Annotated in this window: 18 protein-coding genes; 8 read left to right on the top strand and 10 right to left on the bottom strand. The window is 61.5% G+C overall.

The window, feature by feature from the left end; all coding sequences use genetic code 11:
• Positions 1 to 20: 20 nt before the first annotated feature.
• From R4P64_RS00330 to R4P64_RS00340, 3 genes are read right to left on the bottom strand one after another with little or no spacing between them, the layout of a single operon-like run.
• Positions 21 to 473: a MaoC family dehydratase gene (locus R4P64_RS00330; protein ID WP_172936979.1), complete on the bottom strand. Its 453-nt coding sequence runs from the start codon at positions 471 to 473 to the stop codon at positions 21 to 23.
• A gap of 51 nt (positions 474 to 524) precedes the next feature.
• Positions 525 to 1,271, bottom strand: a complete 747-nt coding sequence (locus R4P64_RS00335; RefSeq protein WP_033233266.1) for a GntR family transcriptional regulator — start codon at positions 1,269 to 1,271, stop codon at positions 525 to 527.
• 31 nt (positions 1,272 to 1,302) lie between these two features.
• Positions 1,303 to 2,454 carry an acyl-CoA dehydrogenase family protein gene (locus R4P64_RS00340; protein ID WP_033233268.1) on the bottom strand — a complete coding sequence of 384 codons (1,152 nt, stop codon included), beginning with the start codon at positions 2,452 to 2,454 and terminating at the stop codon, positions 1,303 to 1,305.
• A gap of 220 nt (positions 2,455 to 2,674) precedes the next feature.
• Between R4P64_RS00340 and R4P64_RS00345 the strand changes: the two genes are divergently transcribed.
• Genes R4P64_RS00345 through R4P64_RS00355 form a run of 3 tightly spaced genes read left to right on the top strand, consistent with a single transcriptional unit; the run spans position 2,675 to position 5,825 of the window.
• Complete coding sequence (locus tag R4P64_RS00345) at positions 2,675 to 3,550, top strand: CoA ester lyase (protein WP_317818840.1); 876 nt, start codon at positions 2,675 to 2,677, stop codon at positions 3,548 to 3,550.
• Positions 3,547 to 4,575 carry a MaoC family dehydratase gene (locus R4P64_RS00350; RefSeq protein ID WP_317818841.1) on the top strand — a complete coding sequence of 343 codons (1,029 nt, stop codon included), beginning with the start codon at positions 3,547 to 3,549 and terminating at the stop codon, positions 4,573 to 4,575. Before R4P64_RS00345 ends, R4P64_RS00350 begins: the two co-directional genes overlap by 4 nt.
• Positions 4,576 to 4,595: 20 nt before the next feature.
• Positions 4,596 to 5,825 (top strand): CoA transferase, encoded by a 1,230-nt coding sequence (locus tag R4P64_RS00355; RefSeq protein ID WP_317818843.1) that lies wholly within the window; start codon positions 4,596 to 4,598, stop codon positions 5,823 to 5,825.
• Between the two features lie 67 nt (positions 5,826 to 5,892).
• Here the strand turns inward: R4P64_RS00355 and R4P64_RS00360 are convergent, their stop codons facing one another.
• On the bottom strand, positions 5,893 to 7,050 hold the full coding sequence (locus R4P64_RS00360; protein ID WP_317818844.1) for an acyl-CoA dehydrogenase family protein: 1,158 nt from the start codon (positions 7,048 to 7,050) through the stop codon (positions 5,893 to 5,895).
• A gap of 297 nt (positions 7,051 to 7,347) precedes the next feature.
• Here R4P64_RS00360 and R4P64_RS00365 point away from each other — a divergent pair, with 297 nt between their 5' ends.
• From R4P64_RS00365 to R4P64_RS00385, 5 genes are all read left to right on the top strand, one after another.
• Positions 7,348 to 8,685, top strand: coding sequence for an MFS transporter (locus R4P64_RS00365; protein ID WP_411742635.1), 1,338 nt, complete (start codon positions 7,348 to 7,350; stop codon positions 8,683 to 8,685).
• A gap of 135 nt (positions 8,686 to 8,820) precedes the next feature.
• Positions 8,821 to 9,951, top strand: a complete 1,131-nt coding sequence (locus R4P64_RS00370; RefSeq protein WP_045065010.1) for a thiolase family protein — start codon at positions 8,821 to 8,823, stop codon at positions 9,949 to 9,951.
• A 55-nt stretch (positions 9,952 to 10,006) separates the two neighbouring features.
• Positions 10,007 to 10,771 carry an SDR family NAD(P)-dependent oxidoreductase gene (locus R4P64_RS00375; protein WP_045065012.1) on the top strand — a complete coding sequence of 255 codons (765 nt, stop codon included), beginning with the start codon at positions 10,007 to 10,009 and terminating at the stop codon, positions 10,769 to 10,771.
• Positions 10,772 to 10,782: 11 nt separating this feature from the next.
• Positions 10,783 to 12,465 (top strand): class I adenylate-forming enzyme family protein, encoded by a 1,683-nt coding sequence (locus tag R4P64_RS00380; protein ID WP_317818845.1) that lies wholly within the window; start codon positions 10,783 to 10,785, stop codon positions 12,463 to 12,465.
• Positions 12,466 to 13,428, top strand: a complete 963-nt coding sequence (locus tag R4P64_RS00385) for a nitronate monooxygenase family protein (RefSeq protein ID WP_317818847.1) — start codon at positions 12,466 to 12,468, stop codon at positions 13,426 to 13,428.
• On the opposite strand, the gene R4P64_RS00390 is transcribed toward R4P64_RS00385, so the two are convergent.
• The 6 genes from R4P64_RS00390 to R4P64_RS00415 are packed head-to-tail and all read right to left on the bottom strand — an operon-like array spanning position 13,425 to position 19,451.
• Positions 13,425 to 14,303 carry a LysR family transcriptional regulator gene (locus tag R4P64_RS00390; RefSeq protein ID WP_033233289.1) on the bottom strand — a complete coding sequence of 293 codons (879 nt, stop codon included), beginning with the start codon at positions 14,301 to 14,303 and terminating at the stop codon, positions 13,425 to 13,427. The genes R4P64_RS00385 and R4P64_RS00390 overlap by 4 nt on opposite strands.
• Before the next feature lie 3 nt (positions 14,304 to 14,306).
• A complete protein-coding gene (locus tag R4P64_RS00395) occupies positions 14,307 to 15,209 on the bottom strand; it encodes a LysR family transcriptional regulator (RefSeq protein WP_317818848.1) in 903 nt (300 codons plus the stop codon).
• Positions 15,210 to 15,239: 30 nt separating this feature from the next.
• Positions 15,240 to 16,052, bottom strand: a complete 813-nt coding sequence (locus tag R4P64_RS00400) for an enoyl-CoA hydratase/isomerase family protein (RefSeq protein WP_141485169.1) — start codon at positions 16,050 to 16,052, stop codon at positions 15,240 to 15,242.
• Positions 16,049 to 16,810, bottom strand: a complete 762-nt coding sequence (locus R4P64_RS00405; RefSeq protein WP_033233296.1) for a crotonase/enoyl-CoA hydratase family protein — start codon at positions 16,808 to 16,810, stop codon at positions 16,049 to 16,051. The genes R4P64_RS00400 and R4P64_RS00405 overlap by 4 nt, the downstream gene beginning before the upstream one ends.
• 38 nt (positions 16,811 to 16,848) lie before the next feature.
• Positions 16,849 to 17,895 carry an MBL fold metallo-hydrolase gene (locus R4P64_RS00410; RefSeq protein WP_317818849.1) on the bottom strand — a complete coding sequence of 349 codons (1,047 nt, stop codon included), beginning with the start codon at positions 17,893 to 17,895 and terminating at the stop codon, positions 16,849 to 16,851.
• Positions 17,892 to 19,451: an AMP-binding protein gene (locus tag R4P64_RS00415; RefSeq protein ID WP_317818850.1), complete on the bottom strand. Its 1,560-nt coding sequence runs from the start codon at positions 19,449 to 19,451 to the stop codon at positions 17,892 to 17,894. Before R4P64_RS00415 ends, R4P64_RS00410 begins: the two co-directional genes overlap by 4 nt.
• Positions 19,452 to 19,529: the final 78 nt, after the last annotated feature.

A 19,529-nucleotide genomic window follows, 5' to 3' on the forward strand; every position in this document is an offset into this window, starting at 1 on the left:
TCTGTAAGTGTGAGAATGACTCAGGCGACAAGCAGGCGAACCGTCTCGGCAACAAGCGCAGGCTTGGTAGCGCCCTCGATCTCGATCGTGTAGCGCACGACAATCGTCGCGCCCTTCGCAGTGCGCTCGAACGACAGAATTTCAGCGCCTGCGCGAACCGACGAACCGACCTTGACCGGTTCGGGGAATCGAACCTTGTTGCTGCCGTAGTTGACAGTCATGGCAATGCCGTCGACGCGCATCACCTGGGCACCGAGCACGGGCAGCAGTGACAGGGTCAGGTAGCCGTGTGCAATGGTGCCGCCGTACGGACCCTGCGCGGCGCGTTCGGGATCCACGTGAATCCACTGGTGATCTTCGGTCGCGTCGGCAAACTTGTCGACTCGCTCCTGGGTGACCGGAAACCACTCGCTGTATCCGAGGTGCTCGCCTACTGCCGACTCGACGTCGTCGATTCCGTTGAATACTCGCATGGTCTCTCCTGAGAGATTTTGGGTGACAACGAGATACGACCGCGGGAACCGCTAGTGCGCGCCTCGCCGTAGCGTCACTCGATAGGTGTACTGCTCGGGCAGGAAGTAGCTGACGGACAATTCGTTGGCCAGACCGGCAGCGTTGGTATACAGGCGATCGACGCGCAACATCGCATGCCCGGGTTCACAATTCACGTCCCTGGCAACGTCAGCAGTAGCCGGTGCCACCGTAATCGACTGCGCTGCTTCGATTATCGGACTGTCCAACAGTGGCTCCAATAACCCGATCACGGTATAGGAGCTGACGGCACCTGCCAACATTTCGGGTGCGTCGACGATGTGACGGGCAACAGCTTCGGGCAGGTGTGCGGTGGTCTGTACAAAGGGAATGCCCTCGTGAAATCGGCGAAATACCACCGTATACACCACATCCGTATCCAACCGGAGCCTGCTTGCCGCTTCGATGTCCACACGCCGAACCAGTGGCGCGACGACTTCCATTGTCGTGTCCTTCGACAGGTTCATCAGGTCTTCGATGGACCCCAGATGCCGCAGATACTGGCCGGTGTTCTCCGTCACGAACGTGCCACGACCCGGGACCCGATACACGATGCCTTCGGAAACCAGGTCGTGGAATGCTCGTCGAACCGTCTGGCGGCTCACGCCGTGCCGCGCCGCCAGTTCGGATTCGGTGGGTAGCTGAAGGCCGTCGCGGTAAGTTCCGGCGGATATCTGCTGACGAAGCTCACGGGAGAGGCGTTGATACGCCGGCTCCGTCTCTCTTTCCTTACCGCTCATAGCATTCAGATTCTACTGGCTCACCGAGTGGTCACAGACCACCGCGCGCAACCAGCTGCGCGACGATGACATTGCGCTGAATCTCGTTGGTGCCCTCGCCCACGATCATCAGTGGGGCGTCCCGGAAGTAGCGCTCTACGTCGTATTCCGTCGAATAACCGTAGCCACCGTGAATGCGGACCGCGGACAACGCAATTTCCATGGCAACCTCGGACGCATACAGCTTGGCCATTCCGGCTTCCATGTCGCACCGCTCGCCGCTGTCGTACTTCTCTGCCGCGTGCCAGGTCAATTGCCGAGCCGCGGTCAGCTTCGTCGCCATGTCCGCGAGGTAGTTACCGATCGACTGATGCTTCCAGATCGGTTTGCCGAAGCTTTCACGCTGCTGCGCGTAGGCAAGCGAATCCTCGAGTGCAGCGGTCGCAACACCGAGCGCCCGGCAAGCCACCTGGATACGGCCGGTTTCGAGGCCCTTCATCATCTGACCGAAACCCTTACCAGGCACGCCGCCGAGGATCGCGTCTTCGGAGATGCGGTAGTTGTCGAAGGACAACTCGCAGCTCTCGACGCCCTTGTAGCCGAGCTTGGGGAGATCACGGGAAACGTTGAGCCCCTCGCCCTGTTCGACCAGGACGATCGAGATACCGGCATGCCGCGGACTTGCCGAAGGATCCGTCTTGCACAACAGTGCGATCACACCGGATCGCCGCGCATTGGTGATCCAGGTCTTGGCTCCGTTGATGACCAGATCGGTACCGTCACTCTTGGCGTTGGTTGTCATCGCCTGCAGATCGGAGCCACCACCCGGTTCGGTAAGAGCCATGGTGGCTCGAATTTCACCGGTTGCCATCAGCGGCAGATACTTCAGTTTCTGTTCCTCGGTGCCGAACAGGGTGATGAGCTTGGCTACCACCGTATGTCCACCCATTGCACCCGCTAGCGTCATCCAACCTCTGGACAGCTCCTGGGTTACCTGCGCATAGCAAGGCATCGATACAGGGCATCCACCGTATTCCTCGGGAATGGCGAGGCCGTAGATCCCGATCTGTTTCATCTGGTCGATCCACTTTTCGGGATATTCGTTCGCGTGCTCCACCTCCTGCACGGAGGGCTTGACCTCGCGATCTATGAACGATCGCACCGTGTCGACCAGGAAGGTCTCTTCGTCGTTGAGCTTGAGCATGAATCCGCCTCGACATTGTTCAAAGTTTGTACGGCCATATTCAGCCATTGTTGACCCTTTGTCAACACTTCGCCTTGACAGTCACCCGCAAATGCTGCCAGCATCGTGGGAAAACCAGTGCAATTCTGGAAATAGCCACGCAATTTCGACTGATTCACGGCAACTCACCACATTTTCAACTGGCCGTACATTTGGGCCCTGATCGAGGTAATCGACACACGTGACAAACAACGAGTACCCAACTGTCCGACGCCGCACAGCCCTGGTTGCGCCCGGCAGCGACGAGCGCAAAGCACGCAAAGCACTGAACTCGACCGCGGACGAGGTGATCCTCGATCTCGAGGACGCCGTCACCACTGCCAACAAAAACACCGCCCGCGAGCTTGTCACCGAACTCGTTCGCGAGTTCGGCGCAACCCGAACCGTGTCCGTACGCGTCAACGGACCGACCACCCCGTGGTTCGTCGCCGACATGACCGCGTGCGGCGCACTCGGCGAATCGTTGACCAGTGCGATAGTCCCGAAGGTGGAATCTGCCGAGGAACTCCTCGAAGCGCAGCGGCTTCTCGTAGCAGCAGGCGGACACTCCATAACCCTGCAAGCGCTCATCGAGACACCGTTGGGCGTCTCGAACGTCGACGCCGTCACCCGATCGACGACGCGCCTGCAGGCAATCGTCATCGGATACGCCGATCTCGGTGCAGCACTGGGACGCTCACGCACCGCTCTCCCGGAGCACTGGCTGGCCGTGCAGGACAGAATTCTGATCGCCTGCCGCACTGCGGGCATCGCTGCCATCGACGGGCCGTTTCTCGGAATTGCCGACGACGACGCCTTCCGCCACTCCGCGGCCTGGACCAGCGCGCTCGGATTCGACGGAAAGTGGGTTATCCACCCGGCGCAGATCGATTCCGCTACTGCGGCATTCACACCATCGGACTCCGATGTCACCGACGCCCGACGCGTCTTGGGCGCACTCGAAGAAGCCGAAGCCTCCGGCGCCGGCGCAGCGCAACTCGACGGCCAGATGCTCGACGAAGCCGTCGCCGTCGCAGCACGTCGCACACTCGCCCGAGCAGAAGGAGTCAGGGCATGAGCGTACAGAATGGGAGCGACCATTACGCCGCCGAGCATTATGTAGGTGGACCGTATTTCGACGAGCTCACCCACGGGCAGGTTTTCGACGAAGCTCCCGCGGTAACGCTGACGAGTGGCCTTGCCGCCACCCATCAGGCCATCCTCGGCGACCGGATGCGACTGTCCCTCGACGCCCATCTCTCGACTGCAGTTACGGGAAGTGCTGCACCCGTTGCCAATCCCGGCTTGGTAACCGACATCGCGATCGGCCAGTCCACGGTGGTTACCCACCACGTGAAGGCCAACCTGTTCTACCGCGGACTGCGATTCCACAGGTTCCCCGTTCTCGGCGACACCCTGTACACGCGTACCGAGGTGGTGGGACTGCGCGAAAACTCGTCCAAGCCCGGTCGCGCCCCCACCGGCCTTGCGGCACTGCGGATGACGTCCACCGACCAGAACGGCAACACCGTTCTGGACTTCTACCGTTGTGCGATGCTGCCACTGAGCGGCAATCCCGACGACGGGCGCACGCGGCACGACGACGATCTGTCGTCCATCGGCCCTGACGCGCTCGCCCCGTACGTGACGCCGAAAGACTGGAACCTTGACGCCTATCGAAACAAGGTTCCCGGCAAGCACTTCGATCAGGCACTGGTCGGTTCGATCCACCGCAGCAGCGGCGACGTCGTCTCCAGCGCACCCGAACTCGCCCGGTTGAGCCTCAACATCGCGGCGACACATCACGACGAACGCGTCGGCGCCCATGGCCGTCTTGTCTACGGTGGCCACACCATCGGTATCGCCCTCGCGCAGGCAACTCGGGCACTCCCGAACCTGGTCACCGTTCTCGGATGGCATTCGTGTGATCACACCGGACCCGTCCACGAAGGCGATACACTCACGAGCGAACTCCGCGTCGAGAGCGCCACTCCACTCGAACACGGCACTGCCGTCGAGCTTCGATCACTTGTTTACTCCCACAACAGCTCTGCCAGCGACACCCCCGTACTTGACTGGCGATTCACAGCTCTGATGGCATGACCGACACGCTAAGGACCATCATGACCACCCAGAACACCTCCGCTGGCCCGTTGGCAGGACTCCGCATCATCGAGATCTCCAGCTTCGTCGCGGCTCCCCTGTGCGGACTGACACTCTCCCAACTCGGGGCCGAGGTCATCCGAATCGATCCCATCGGTGGCGCTTCGGACTACAACCGTTGGCCGGTGACCGATCAGGGCGAGAGCATCTACTGGACTGGCCTGAACAAGGGCAAGAAGTCACTCGCCGTGAACATGCGCTCCGACGAGGGGCAGGCATTGGTGCAACAACTCGTCACCGCACCCGGCCCCGGCAACGGCATCCTGGTCACCAACGCGGGCGGACGCGCGTGGATGAGCCACGCCACCCTCGCTGCTCTGCGAGAAGACGTGATAACCCTGGAAATCCTGGGCCGCCGCGACGGCTCCCCCGGAGTCGACTACACCGTCAACGCCGGGTTGGGATTTCCGATGATGACCGGGCCTGCAGACCACGCCGGCGTCGTCAATCACGTACTTCCGGCCTGGGACATGGCCTGCGGGTTGCATGCGGCACTGGCAATTACATCCGCAGCACGCAAACGGGACACCACCGGCGAGGGTTCACAGATCACCCTCCCCCTCGAAGACGTCGCGCTCGCAACGGCGGGCACACTCGGGTACTTCACCGAGGTCCAGATCAACGGACACAGCCGCACGTCCGGCGGCAACGCGGTGTACGGAACGTACGGAATCGATTTTCTCACCAGCGACAACGAACGTTTCATGATCGTCGCGCTGACCACCCGCCATTTCCGTGACCTCACGGCCATGACCGGAACAACCGAAGCCGTCGAAGCCGTCGAAGCTGCCTTGGGCGCAGATTTCACCACCGAAGCTGACAGGTACACCCACCGCGAGGTGCTCACCGCCCTGTTCTCGCGATGGTTCCGCGAACACACCGGCGCCGAAGTTGCTGCAGCACTGGACAAGACATCGATCCTGTCCGAGCGCTACCGGAGTTTCGAAACGGTTGTCGAATCCGGCGAACTCGAAAAGAACCCGATGTTCACGACGCTCGAACAACCTCGTATCGGCTCCTACCTCGCCGCCGGTCATCCCGCATCATTCAACGGAACTCACCTCACGACCGGACCCGCCCCGGTAGTCGGCGAAAATTCCGTGACCGTACTGGCCGAGATCCTCGGCACGACTGCAGATCGTGCGGCCGAGCTGGCAAAGAACGGCACAGTCGGCGTTCCGGCACTCTGATCACCTGCATACAACTTCGGCCTCGGGAAACTCTCCCGAGGCCGAAGTTGTAGGTACACAAGAACTGTCAGAGGCCAAGATCTTTCGCAATGATGGTTTTCATGACTTCACTTGTACCACCGTAGATTCGCGTGACGCGTGTATCAGCGTAGAGGCGAGCGATGGGGTACTCGGTGATGTACCCGTACCCACCGTGCAACTGGAGGCATTTGTCGATTACTCGACCGGCCGCCTCAGTACAGAACAGCTTTGCCTTTGCTGCATCGGCGATGGTCAGCGTGCCACGGTCATGATACTCCAGTGCGTTGTCGGACACCAACTGGATTGCATCAACTTCGGTAGCGCACTCCGCCAGAACGAATTTGGTGTTCTGGAACGCCGCAACCGGCTTGCCGAAGACCTTGCGATCCTTGACGTAATCGATGGCAAATCGAAGTGCTGCTGTGGCCGTCGCGGCCGCACCGAAAGCAATGGTCAATCGTTCCTGCGCCAGGTTGTGGGTCAGATAGCCGAAGCCGTCACCTTCTTCGCCGAGACGATCCTCGACAGGCACCTGGACGTCGACAAACGACAGCTCCGCGGTGTCCGAGGTCTTGAGCCCGATCTTGTTGATCTTGCGCCCCACCGAGAAACCCGGTGACGATGTATCGACCACCAGAATCGACAATCCACTACGACGGTTCTCCGCGGTACTGGGCGCGGTCCGGCACACCACCAGAATGCGATCGGCAAGCACGCCGCCGGTGATGAACGTCTTGGCTCCGTTGAGCACATAGTGCGTACCGTCCTCGGACAGCTTGGCCGACGTCGCGATGTTCGCCAGATCCGAGCCCGTTCCCGGTTCGGTCATCGCAATCGCGAACATCAGATCGCCGGATGCAAACCCGGGCAGCCACCGATTCTTCTGTTCCTCGTTTGCGTACTCGAGCAGGTACGGCAGGATGAGGTTCGTATGGACCGACTGCGAGCCGAACGACGCCCCGGCCGCGGCAACTTCCTCAGCTACGACGACATTGAACTTGAGCGAGGACTCACCGCCTCCGCCATATTCCTCCGGAACCTGAATTCCGAGTACGCCCAGCTCACCCAACCGGCGATAGAAATCACGGGGCGGGTGACCGTCTTCTTCCCACTTCTCGTGGACTGGCGTCACTTCCTTCGCGATGAAATCGCGGACGGTTGCCCGGAATGCCTCGTGATCCTCGTTGAACACGGTGCGCTGCATGTATGAACTCCAGTCGGTCAAGGGAAACGAGGGTGATCCTTTTTCTCAACTTGCCTCAATTTGCTGCGTGCGATCCAACACCCATCACCTATGTGTCCGATAGGGCATTCCAATACCCCCTGACCTGCGATACATAGGTAACCGCTATCGTTCCGATCACCGACGCGACATTGCCGAAAGTGATCCAGAACACGTTGAATAGGACTGCCGGCAACGCACACAATCGATCGCTTCGAGGCCGTGCTTCGATCACGATCGCCACCGCCTACCAACCTCGAAGGGACGCCCGTGACCAACATCGCGCAGCATCGTAACGACGTCCAACCAGAATCGTCTGTCGTCCCGGTCTTCGGCACCCGCAAGCGTGCATGGACGATGACCGGACTGGTCGTCTTCCTCTACGTCGTCAACTACGCCGACAAAGCAGTCCTCGGAATCATCGCTCAGCCGCTTGCACGTGAGCTCGGACTGAAGTCATCGCAAATCGGCATGGTCGGCTCACTGTTCTTCCTGATGTTCTGCATCGGTGGCTTCATGGCCGGACCCCTGAACAAGTACCTGACCCTTCGTTGGGCGCTGCTGATCTTGGCGGCGATCTGGTCCGTGGTCATGCTCCCCCTCGTTCTCGGCGCAAGTCTCGCAATGCTGATCGTCTCGAGGATGCTGCTCGGACTGGCCGAAGGACCCAGTTCGGCTCTGATGCACACCGCCGCATATTCGTGGCACCCACCGGCCAAGCGCGGCCTTCCCGGCGCGATGCTCGCCGGATCCGCTTCCGTCGCAAAGATCGCCCTCGCTCCCGTGCTGACGTTCATCGCCGTTCATTACGGTTGGCGCGCAGCAGTTCTCTCGCTCTCCGTTCTCGGTCTGGTGTGGATGGGTTGCTGGCTGGCCGGTTGGTCCGAAGGACCGTACACGAGCAAGGCAGTCAAGGCGACCAAGCAAGCAGATACCGAAGAATCAGTCGAGACGACTGCAAAAGCCGTCACCGAACCGAACGTTCCGTGGCGCAAGATCCTGCTCTCCCGCACGTTTGTCAGCTGCTGCTTCCTCATCGCCGCCATCTACGCGCTGACCACCGTCGTCCTCACCTGGCTGCCGTCGTACTTCGAGGTCGGCCTCGGTTACAGTGCGATGCAAGCCGGTTCGATGTTTGCACTGCCGTCGATCGTGGGCCTGATCCTCATGATCACCTCCGGTTCCGTCACCGACAAGTTGATCGGCCGCGGTTTCACGTCTCGCACAGTTCGCATCATCGTTCCCTGTGTCGGCGTTCTGATCTGCGGATCGATTCTCCTGTTCCTCCCCCAGATCTCCGCTCCCGCCCTCGCGGTCGCCATGGTGTCGATCGGCTACGGATTCTCGGCAATCACTTTCCCACTCATCAACGCCGCGATCTCCGAACTGTGCCCGCCGCAGCAGACTGCCGGAACCATGGGATTCTTCCTCGCCATCATGTCGATCGGTGGCCTGATTGCGCCTTACGCAACGGGAGTCATCGTGGATAACGCCGCAACGGCTGCCGACGGTTATGCCCAGTCCTTCCAGGCAATCGGCATCATCGGCGTCATTGCAGCGGTTCTGGTACTCGTCTTCGCCAATCCCGACCGCGACCGAAAGCTCATCCGCGGCTGAGAACTCCACTCATAGCCATTCGCTAACAAAGCCATTCACCGAAAGACATTGCCGGGTCGCCCTTGCTCGTGATCGACTCGAAGCACGACCCGACCGCACAGTCGCAACACCGGGCACGAACAGCAGGAGAGACACATGCGAGATGCCGTCATCGTCGACGCAGTACGTACACCGATCGGCCGACGCGGCCGCGCCCTCTCGGAGATCCATCCGGCGGATCTGTCTGCACACGTGCTGCGTGCACTCGCCGAACGGACCGGACTCGACGCGGCAACGGTCGACGACGTGATCTGGGGATGCGTCAGTCAGGTCGGCGAACAGGCCGGAAGCATCGCCCGCACAGCGGCACTCGCCGCCGGTTGGCCCGACAGCGTTCCCGGTGTCACGCTGACCCGCGCCTGCGGATCGAGCCAACAGGCAGTCTCCTTCGCCGCGGCCACCGTCATCTCCGGCCAGAACGACGTGGTCGTAGCGGGCGGCGTCGAATCGATGTCACGAGTGCCGATGGGAACCGCCAGCAAAAACGGTGAGCATTTCCCCGCTTCGGTACTCGAACGATTCGGCGTCGACGGATTCAGTCAGGGAACCGGCGCCGAGATGATGGCTCGCAAATGGACACTCACACGGACGGCTCTTGACGAATACTCCCTCCGCTCACACGAACTCGCGGCGCGCGCCACCGATGCGGGTGCATTTACCGGACAGATTGCTCCGATCGCCGACTTATCTCAGGACGAAGGAATTCGGCGAGGAGGAAGCCTGGAGTCGCTCGCGAAACTGCCGGCAGCATTCGACGCAGACGGAGTGATCCATGCCGGCAACTCTTCTCAGATTTCCGACGGAGCGGGCGCCACACTCGTCACGACCAGTGAGTACGCCCGAGCACGTGGCTGGAAGCCCCTCGTCCGTATTCACACCGCAGTTGTCGCGGCCGATGATCCTGTCATCATGCTCACCGGTCCGATTGCCGCCACGGCAAAGGCATTGGAGCGATCAGGGTTGTCCATCGACGACATCGGCGCCTTCGAGATCAACGAGGCATTCGCGCCCGTCCCACTGGCCTGGTTGGCGGAAACCGGCGCCGCCATCGATCGTCTGAATCCGCTCGGCGGCGCGATCGCGGTAGGCCACCCGCTCGGAGGATCCGGCGCCATTCTGATGACTCGGCTCGCGCATCACATGCGCGATAACGGAATCCGTTACGGACTGCAGTCGATGTGCGAAGCCGGCGGCATGGCCAACGCGACAATTCTCGAATTGATCTGACCCGACGTCATTGTCCGGTCTACTCGTCATCCAGCAGGAAAGAAGAACTTAATTCATGAAACTCGAGGGACTTTCCACCGCGATCACCGGCGGCGCTTCAGGTTTGGGCCTGGCAACCGCTCGACGACTGCTCGACGCCGGAGCACACGTCACCCTGATCGATCTGCCATCCTCCGAAGGTAAGCAGATAGCAGCCGATCTCGGGGCTGCGGCACAGTTCGTCGAGGCCGACATCACCGACAGCGAACAATTCGCGGAAGCACTCGACGCGGCGCACGAGCGTGGTGGCCTACGCGCAGTTGTCCACTGCGCCGGCGCCGGACGTCGGATGCGCATTCTCGACAAGGACGGTAAAGCGGGATCGGTCGAGGATTTCGAGTTCGTCGTCAAACTCAATCTCGTCGGTTCGTTCAACGCACTGCGTCTCGGCGCCGAGCGGATGGCAGAACTCGATGTCGTGGACGGTGAGCGCGGCGCCATCGTCATGACGGCGTCGGTCGCAGCCTTCGAAGGTCAGATCGGCCAGATCAACTACACGGCATCCAAAGCCGGGATCGTCGGTATGACCGTCACCGCTGCCCGCGATCTCGCCAGCCGAGGTATCCGCGTCAACACCATCGCGCCAGGCATCATGGACACACCATTGCTGGCACGTCTGCGCGAAGACGTGCGGGCAGGCCTCGAAGCCTCGGTTCCCAATCCGTCGCGGTTGGGCCGCCCCGACGAGTTCGGCCAGCTGGCGGTATCGATCCTCGAAAACGGCTACCTCAACGGCGAAACCATCAGACTCGACGGCGCTATCCGGATGGCGCCCAGGTGACGGGCGGGGGCATGACTGCCAATCCACAACTGCGCCACAATATGCAGTATCCAGACACCACCATGGCGTACTGGGCGCCCAGCATGGCGGCTCTCTACGGTGACCGCCTCGCCGTCGTGGACGGTGAGCGTACATGTACGTTCCGCGAACTCGGTGAGCGCAGTGCACAATTCGCCGGCGCGCTGCGACAGTCCGGTGTCGGTGTCGGTGATGTCGTGTTGCTGCACCTCGGAAACTGCGTCGAGTTCCTGCAGGCTTACTACGGCTGCTTGCAGGCCGGGGCAACGGTCACGTTGGTCAACCCCTTGCAGCCGGAACCGGGATTGCGCAAGCAGATCGAGGAGACGTCGGCCGTCGCTGCTGTCACTCAAAGCGCACAGCTGCACACACTCCTCGGGGCAGCGTCGGGAACCTCCGTCCGCACGATCGTTATGGTTCAGGACCCCGACGTCGCCGTTGACGCACCAGAGGCCGTCGTCGCGTTCGGCTCCTTCATCGCGGGCCTACCCACCGAATTCACCCCTGCCTCCGTCCGAGGTGACGACGTCGCGCACATTGCGTTCACCGGCGGCACCACCGGAGTTTCCAAAGGCGTTCGCGTTCTTCACCGCAACGTCGTCGGCAACGTCACCCAGATGTGTGGCTGGCGAACCGGTCACGAGTTGGACGTAGGTGCCGACGGACTCGTCACGCCGCGGCCCATCGACGGCCTCGACGTGCTCGGGCCGACGCCGGGAACGGGGGCGACTATCGTGGTCTCGCCTCTCTTCCACGCACATTCGTTGCTCAACACGTCGTTCCTGTTGATTTCCGGCCTCACTCAAGTTTTTGCCGGCCGGTTCGAACCCGGTCGAATGCTCGAATTGATCGAAAAGCACGGGGCCACCTATCTCACCGGCTCACCAGCCATGTGGCACGCACTGTCGGTCCACCCCGACGCGAACGTGCGCAACACCGACAGCGTCTGCGTCGTGTCCTCGGGCGCCGCCCCGATCGACAGCGTCACGCTAGCAGCTCTCCGCCGCGCATTTCCCAAAGCTCTTGTCGTCGAGGGTTACGGGCTGACCGAGGCGACGTGTGTTGTCACGGCAGCTCCGCTGATCAACGGTTCGGAATACCGTCAGGGCAGCGTCGGGTTCCCGATCTTCGACACCGAGATCCAGATTCGCGACCAGATCGACAGGCACACAGTGCTCGCCGAGAACGAACGCGGCGAACTGTGGGTACGCGGACCTCAGGTCACCGACGGCTATCTCGGCCACCCGGAAACCACCGCACAGCAATTTGTCGACGGGTGGCTGGACACCGGAGACATCGCATACGAGGATTCGGACGGATACCTCTTCATCTGCGACCGCGCCAAAGACATGCTCATCTACAAGGGGTACAACGTCTATCCCCGTGAACTCGAGGAAATCCTGATCTCGCACCCCGCAATCTCGACGGCCGCGGTCGTCGGCCGCGAGGTGGGAAGCAACGGTCAAGAGCCGGTTGCTTTTGTCGTGATGATTCCCGGAGCTGAATTCGACGCCGAGCAGATCAAGTCGTTTGTCGCCGAACAGGTGCTGCCGTACAAGAAGATTCGCGAAGTTGTCGAGGTCGAACTACTCCCCACCTCCGCCGCGGGCAAGGTCCTCAAGACCGACCTTCGCTCGAGGCTTCTCGAATCCGTCGACAAGACAGGTGGTTCTTAGATGACAACCTTCGCCGATCTGACCTCTCGGTTGCGGGTACCGGTTCTCGCCTCACCGATGTTCATCATCTCGACTCCTGACCTCGTCATCGCACAGTGCACCGCTGGGATCATCGGGTCGTTCCCGGCACTGAATGCTCGCCCACAATCAGCGCTTCGGGATTGGCTCAAACTGATCACGGTGGCGCGTGAGGAACACGACCGTGAGCACCCGGAAACCCCGTCGGCGCCGTTCGCCGTCAACCTCATCGTCCACCGGTCCAACAACCGACTGGAAGAGGACCTGGCAACCATCGCCGAGTTCGAGGTTCCCATCGTCATCACCTCGCTCGGTGCTCGCACCGACATCAACGATGCCGTTCATGCGTACGGCGGAATCGTCCTTCACGACGTCATCGACAACCGCTTTGCGCGCAAGGCCGTCGAGAAGGGTGCCGACGGACTGATTGCGGTAGCTGCCGGTGCCGGTGGTCATGCCGGTACGCAATCACCGTTCGCTCTGATTCGCGAGATCCGGGAGTGGTTCGCCGGTCCAGTTCTGTTGTCTGGCGCCATCGCTCACGGAGATTCGATTCTCGCTGCACTCGCTGCGGGAGCCGACTTGGCCTACGTCGGCTCGGCATTCATCGCAACCGAAGAGGCTAACGCCGATCCCGCGTACAAGGAGATGATCGCGGGTTCCGGGGCTTCCGACATCGTCTACTCCAACCTGTTCACCGGAGTACACGGAAACTACCTGCGCGGCAGCATCGAGGCCGCGGGATTGGACCCGGACAACCTAGCCGAATCCGATCCTTCCGCAATGAGTTTCGCGACGACCGACACCGATGCCAAGGCGTGGCGCGACATTTGGGGCGCCGGTCAGGGAATCGGACCGATCGACGCTGTCCTTCCGACACACGCAGTGGTCGAGCGTCTCGCCGCCGAGTTCGATGCTGCGCGCGAACGCATCTGCCGTCTCTAGCCCGGCAGGCATTCGTGCACCAAGTCCACGAATGCCTGCCCCACCGGCGAGAGGATGGACGGGTCGAAGACAAGCCCGTACGTCCGCAGGAATCTCGGCTCACAGGCCCGCTCCACAACCTGTCCCGGCATCGACTTCGCCACGGCACGCTCGACCAACGACCCGCCGAGCCCGGCAATGACCATGGGCAGCCTCGATTCCCGCTGCTCAGTGACGACGGCGAGCTCGGTTCTCGTCCCAGCCTTGCGAATCGAGTCTTCGATAGCGTCGCCCATCGCTGCTCCGCGAGGAACAAAAACCATGGGAATGTCGGGCATCTCGGCAAGGCGCACCGGCCCCTCCGGAAGTTCGGTTCCGACAGGATAGACCAGTCGATAGTCCTGTTCCCCCAGCTCGATGATCTCGAATCCCTTCGCTGCTTCGAGGGGCAAATGGGCAACCGCGAATTCGCAATGGCCGTCACGGATCAGAGAATCGAGATTGTCTTCACGCTCCAACTCCGAAAACCTCACTCGCGCCCGGGGATACCGAATGCAGAACTCGGCGATCAGATCGACGATGGTCCCGGACGTGAGAGCGGGAAACGCCATGATGTCGAGTCGACCGACGACGGCGCCGTCAGCAGCAGTCAACTGCCCCTCGGCGGCAGCAACATCGCGGAGCACCTGACGGCTCGGCCCGACCAGACTGCGTCCGGCCGCACTGAGCACCATCCCCCGCCCGATCCGATGGAAGAGCCTTACTCCCAGTTCGCGTTCCAGCCCGCGCAGTGCCTGAGACACTGTCGGCTGAGCGACGCCCAGCGCGGCAGCCGCACCACTGATTCCCTTGTTCTCGACAACCGCGAGAAAGTACTCCATCTGCCGAAATTCCACAGTTCACTCCTTCGCCGTGGATCCTGCAGAAGCGGTGGCCATTTCGGCTGCTGTTGCGATGAAAGCGGCGGCCGCGGGTGACTGCTCACCGGCGCGATAGACAAGACCGACGTCTCGGGCCAGCGGCGGATCGAACGAGAACGCGAGCACATCGTTCATCTGTTGCTGCGCAACCTTTCTCGGCACAACCGTGGCTCCGATGCCCCGACGTACGAGTTCCCAGGTGGTCACGGGGTGCACACAATCCACCACGACGTTCTCTGCACCGGCACTGAGCAGAGAACGGAATTGGTTCGATTGATCTCCGAGATCTACCACCAGTGGCAGAGCATGGAGGACGTCGCGCCGAACCGGATCGACCAACGGTTTCACAAGCCTGTCGGACAACGACACATGTGTGGCGAGCACCATCTCCTGGGTCGTTATCGGTGCGGTGACCAGACCTTCGTATCCGATACTCAGATCGGTGACTCCGACCTCGGCGGATCCACGCCTCAGGGCAGTATCCACTCCGGCCGGCCCGAAGGTATCGAGAACCCGCACGACAATCTTCGGAAAGTTGACCCGGAATCGCCGAACCAACTCGACCATCGGATCGATCGAGAATGCCGAGTACGACACGACGTCGACACGACCGAACTCGAGTTCACGGACGGCGGTCACCTTGGCCTTCGCGCGCTCGACGTCGGCAAGGATTCGCCTGGCCGCGAGATCGAATGTGCGGCCAGCATCGGTGAGGACCAGACGTCTTCCCGTCCGGTCGAACAAAGTGGCACCCAATCGGCGTTCAAGCGTACGAATCGCCTGAGAAAGCGAAGGTTGCGAAATGTAGAGAGACTGAGCCGCCTTCGTTATCCCACCGTGGTCGACAACAGCGACGAAGTAGGTAACAAAGTGCAGATCCACTCACCCATCATACGACCAGCGATGCATCCCTCATTCCACTCTAGGTGCCCCTGATACCGCCCACTCTCCGGTGAAGACCGGTTCGCGCTTTTCCACGAAGGCTCGAACTGCGTCGGTAGCGTCCGTCGCGAAATTGACGGCCTGTGCCCTCGCCTCGTTGTCCAACGCCTCTCGTAAGGTCAGCGAGGTGTGCTGCTCGAGCATGGCAGCAGACTGACTCAATGCGGCAGGCGGACCGTCAGCCAACCGCTGCGCAAGTTCGGCCGTGCGTTCGTCGAGTTCGGCCGGTTCGACCAGATAGGTCACCAATCCGAGTTCGTAGGCTTCCCGTGCGTCGATCGTCTCGGCGAGCATCACCAAACGTTTGGCTTGCTGGACGCCGACCAGTCTCGGCAGGATCCACGACCCGCCGAAGTCGACGGACAACCCCCGTTTGGCAAAGATCTGACTGAACTTCGTACCCTGTGCCGCCACCACGAAGTCGCAGAGCAATGCCATGTTCCATCCGGCTCCGACCGCAAACCCTTCGACCTTCGCCACCAGGGGCTTGGAAAACTCACCCAGTGCGATCGCGGTTGCATTGATGACTCGCATGCGATCGAGCGGGTGCGACGAGCCTCGCTTGTCGAGATCGGAGCCCGCACAGAAGGTGCCGCCCGCGCCGGTCAGGATCACGGAGCGAATCTGCGCGTCCTCCTGAAGTTCGTGCAGTGCCTCGCGCAGAGCGATCCAGGCCTCGAGGTCCAGGGCGTTGCGACGGTGTGGTCGGTCGAGCACGATCGTGGCAACAGCGCCGATGCGCTCGACACTGACGGCCGCACGCTCGATGGTTTCGGCACTCACGAGCCACTCCACACGGGAGAACGCTTCTCGGCAAATGCCGTGGCGCCTTCCTTGGCATCACGGGAAGCAAAGACCGGATCGATGAATTCGCGCTGCGCGACAAAAGCATCCGGGTCGGTGTACTTCGCGGACATCGCGAGGACCTGCTTGGTTGCTCGAACTGCCAATGGACCGTTTGCCGCCACCCGCGCCGCAAGTTCACGTGCGACCGCCAGTGCTTGTCCAGGTTCGGCGAGCCGATTGACCAGCCCGTGATGATGCGCCAACGTGGCGCTGAGCGGGTCACCGGTGATTGCGATCTCCATGGCCAGCTGATACGGCAGGATCTTGGGCAGACGCAGAAGACCGCCGGCGGCAGCGGCAAGCCCCCGCTTCACTTCGGGCAAGCCGAATTTCGCATCGGTAGACGCCACGATCAGGTCGGCCGCCAAGGCCAGTTCACAGCCGCCTGCCAGCGCCCAACCCTCGACCGCTGCGATCAGCGGCTTCGACGGCGGCGCCTCGGTCAATCCGGCAAATCCACGACCGGGGAGTGACGGCCGTTCTCCGCGCGCGAATCCCTTGAGATCCATACCGGCGCAGAAGGTTCCACCAGATCCGGTCAGAATGCCGATAGTAAGATCTGACCTCGCCTCGAACTCGTCGATCGCCGCAGCCAAGGCTTGTGCAAGTTCGAGGTTGACCGCATTCTTGGCCTCGGGTCGATTGAGTGTGATGACGGCGATGCCGTCGGCGAAGTCGGTGAGCACAACGCTCATGTTCGGTTCCTACTTCCGTGATGAGAATTTTTGAATGGTCACAGCGATCGAAGACTCCATCGCACGGGCGAACGGCCGGACGCGGTCACCATCTCGCGCTTGGCCAACACCACCAGATGAGCGTGGGTTTCGCGGACTGCCAGGCGAAGTAGTCGCGGCGACATCTGATCGAACGGGCGAGACCAGGAGATCGTGCGCGACAGTTCCCAGGCCGTCGATTCGGGATCGGCCGCAACGGCCGCAACGATTTCCGACAGCCTCGCCTCGTGATGTCCCATCAACTGACGTGCGCGATCGGCGATCCCGCGGAATCGATACTCGTGTGCGGGCAGCACCTCGCATTCACCCAAGGCTGTTGTTGCCTCGAGTGAGAGCAGGTAGCGATGCAGCGGATTCTCGAGTTCACCGGGAACCGTGGAGATGTTCGGACTGATCCGCGGCAGCATGTGATCACCGCTGAACAACAAGCCCCTGTCCTCTTCCACGAAGCAGAGGTGTCCGGGTGTGTGCCCCGGCGTCCATTGCGCGCGGAGATTCCATCCCGGCAGATCGAGTGGATCTCCGTCGCCCAGAACAACGTCGATTGATTCATGCTCGCCGAACCGCACCAGATCGACCCGAGACGCGTCGAGTACTGCAGTCGGCGCTCCGAGTTCGGACAGTTGCACATTCCAGCCGGTGATGTCCTCGCGTGCCTGTTCGGGACCGTGGTATCCGAGTAGCGTCGCATCAGCCACATGCATTGCCAGTGTTGCGCCGCTGACTTGCCGAAGACGCGGCGCCAGACCGAAGTGATCGGGATGCAGGTGTGTGATTGCCGCATACCGCACTTCGGAAACGTGGTAACCGGTCGACGCTATGCCGTCCACGAGAGCCTGCCACGACTGTTCGTGATCCCAACCGACGTCGATGAGTGCAAGTCCGTGGTCGAGCGCGAGCGCGTAGACGAGCACGTAACGCAAAGGGTTGTCCGGCATAGGAACCGGAATCGACCACAAACCGTCCCGTACCTGTTCCACCGGCGGAAGAATGTTCTTCGCCCAGGCCTCGCGTTGTGCGACGCCGACGTCTTCGGTCACGATCACAATGCTTCTCCGCTCGCACTCAGCGTGGTTCGCAGGCTCGACTTGAGCAGTTTCCCGCTCGCATTGCGAGGTAGGGAGTCCACGAAATGGATCTGTCTGGGCTTCTTGTACGACGCCAACCTCGCTGCGCTGAAGGCGATCAGCTCGTCGACGCTTGGCACGTCTGCACCGTCGACCAGTTTGATCACCGCGGTGACGGATTCACCCCAGCGCTTGTCGGGAACCCCGACAACTGCTACTTCGGCAACCGAAGGATGCTCGGCCAGAATCGATTCCACCTCGATCGGATAGACGTTCTCGCCGCCGGTGATGATCATGTCCTTGAGACGGTCGGTGACAAACAGGTAGCCCTCGTCGTCCAGGTGCCCGGCGTCGCCCGTTCGAAGAAAGCCGTCGTGCGTGAACAATTCGGCGCTTTCGCGTTCACGTCGCCAGTATCCGCGCGTGTTGTTTCTGCTGCGCGCGACAATTTCTCCGGATTCGTTGGGCGGCAACTCCTCGCCCGTCATGACGTCGCGAATGGAGATCTCCACGCCGATCATCGGCTTTCCCGCGGACCGCAGTAACCCGGAGCGCGGCCCACTGACGTGATGGTCGTAGGCACGAAGTACGGACACAGACCCCGTTGTTTCGGTCATCCCGTAGCGCTGAACGAACTTGCAGTTCAGGACATTCATAGCGTGAGCGAGGAGCGCCGGCGTGATCGGCGACGCCCCATACGCAACCACCTCCAAGCTGGACAGATCGAAACCCTCGAGAGTGGGCAGATCGACCAGTGTCTGAATTACCGCCGGTACCAGAAATGCGTGGGTGACATGGTGTGTTGCAATGGCTTCAGCCACCCGGGCCGGCGCCATGTCGCCGAGCAGAACCATCGGCACCCCGGCCGACAGACACGTACTCATCCAGCCGGCACCAGCGATGTGAAAGATGGGAAGTGCGTCCAGAGCCATTGCATTCGAACCGAATTCGTACACCTCGAACCCCACGGGTTCGTTGTACAAATTCCGGTGTGTGGCCACGACGCCTTTGGGGCGGCCGGTGGTCCCGGACGTGTACAGCTGCAGAACCGCGGTGTCCGGATCGTGCCCCAGTCCGGGGTCGATGCCCGTCCCGGACGCCACGAACTCTGCCCAGGTTCGCGAATCTGTCACGCCCCCTTCATCTCCCACAGTAACAACCGTCACCTCCGGCAACACTGCGGAGATCGCGGCGGCCCCTACTGCGAACTCGTCGTCGACGATCAAGACGTCGAGTTCTGCGTCCTCGGCGACGTCCACGAGCTCCCGCGGACTGAGCCGCCAGTTCAACGGAATGAAGACCGCGCCCGCCTTTGCACACGCGATGAAAGTTTCCGCGCCTTCGAGGCCCATTCGCAGTAATGCTCCGACACGAGCACCGCCCGTGGAAACCCCCACAAGTGCACTCCCCAACGCATTGGTCTCGGCATCGAGATCGGCACACGTCAATGTCCGGTCGCCGCACGTGATCGCGGGATCCGATGGTCGCGCCAACGCCGAGTGACGTATCCGGTTGGGCAGGTGAAGCTCGCTCACATCACGCTCCTGAGATTCGGCGGTACTGGAACAGTCGACCATCGCTATGGCCCGCGCCACAAAGACGAGTAGGCGCAC

Origin of the sequence: Rhodococcus sp. IEGM 1366, from assembly GCF_033142425.1 — a bacterium.
Lineage (GTDB): Bacteria > Actinomycetota > Actinomycetes > Mycobacteriales > Mycobacteriaceae > Rhodococcus_F > Rhodococcus_F globerula.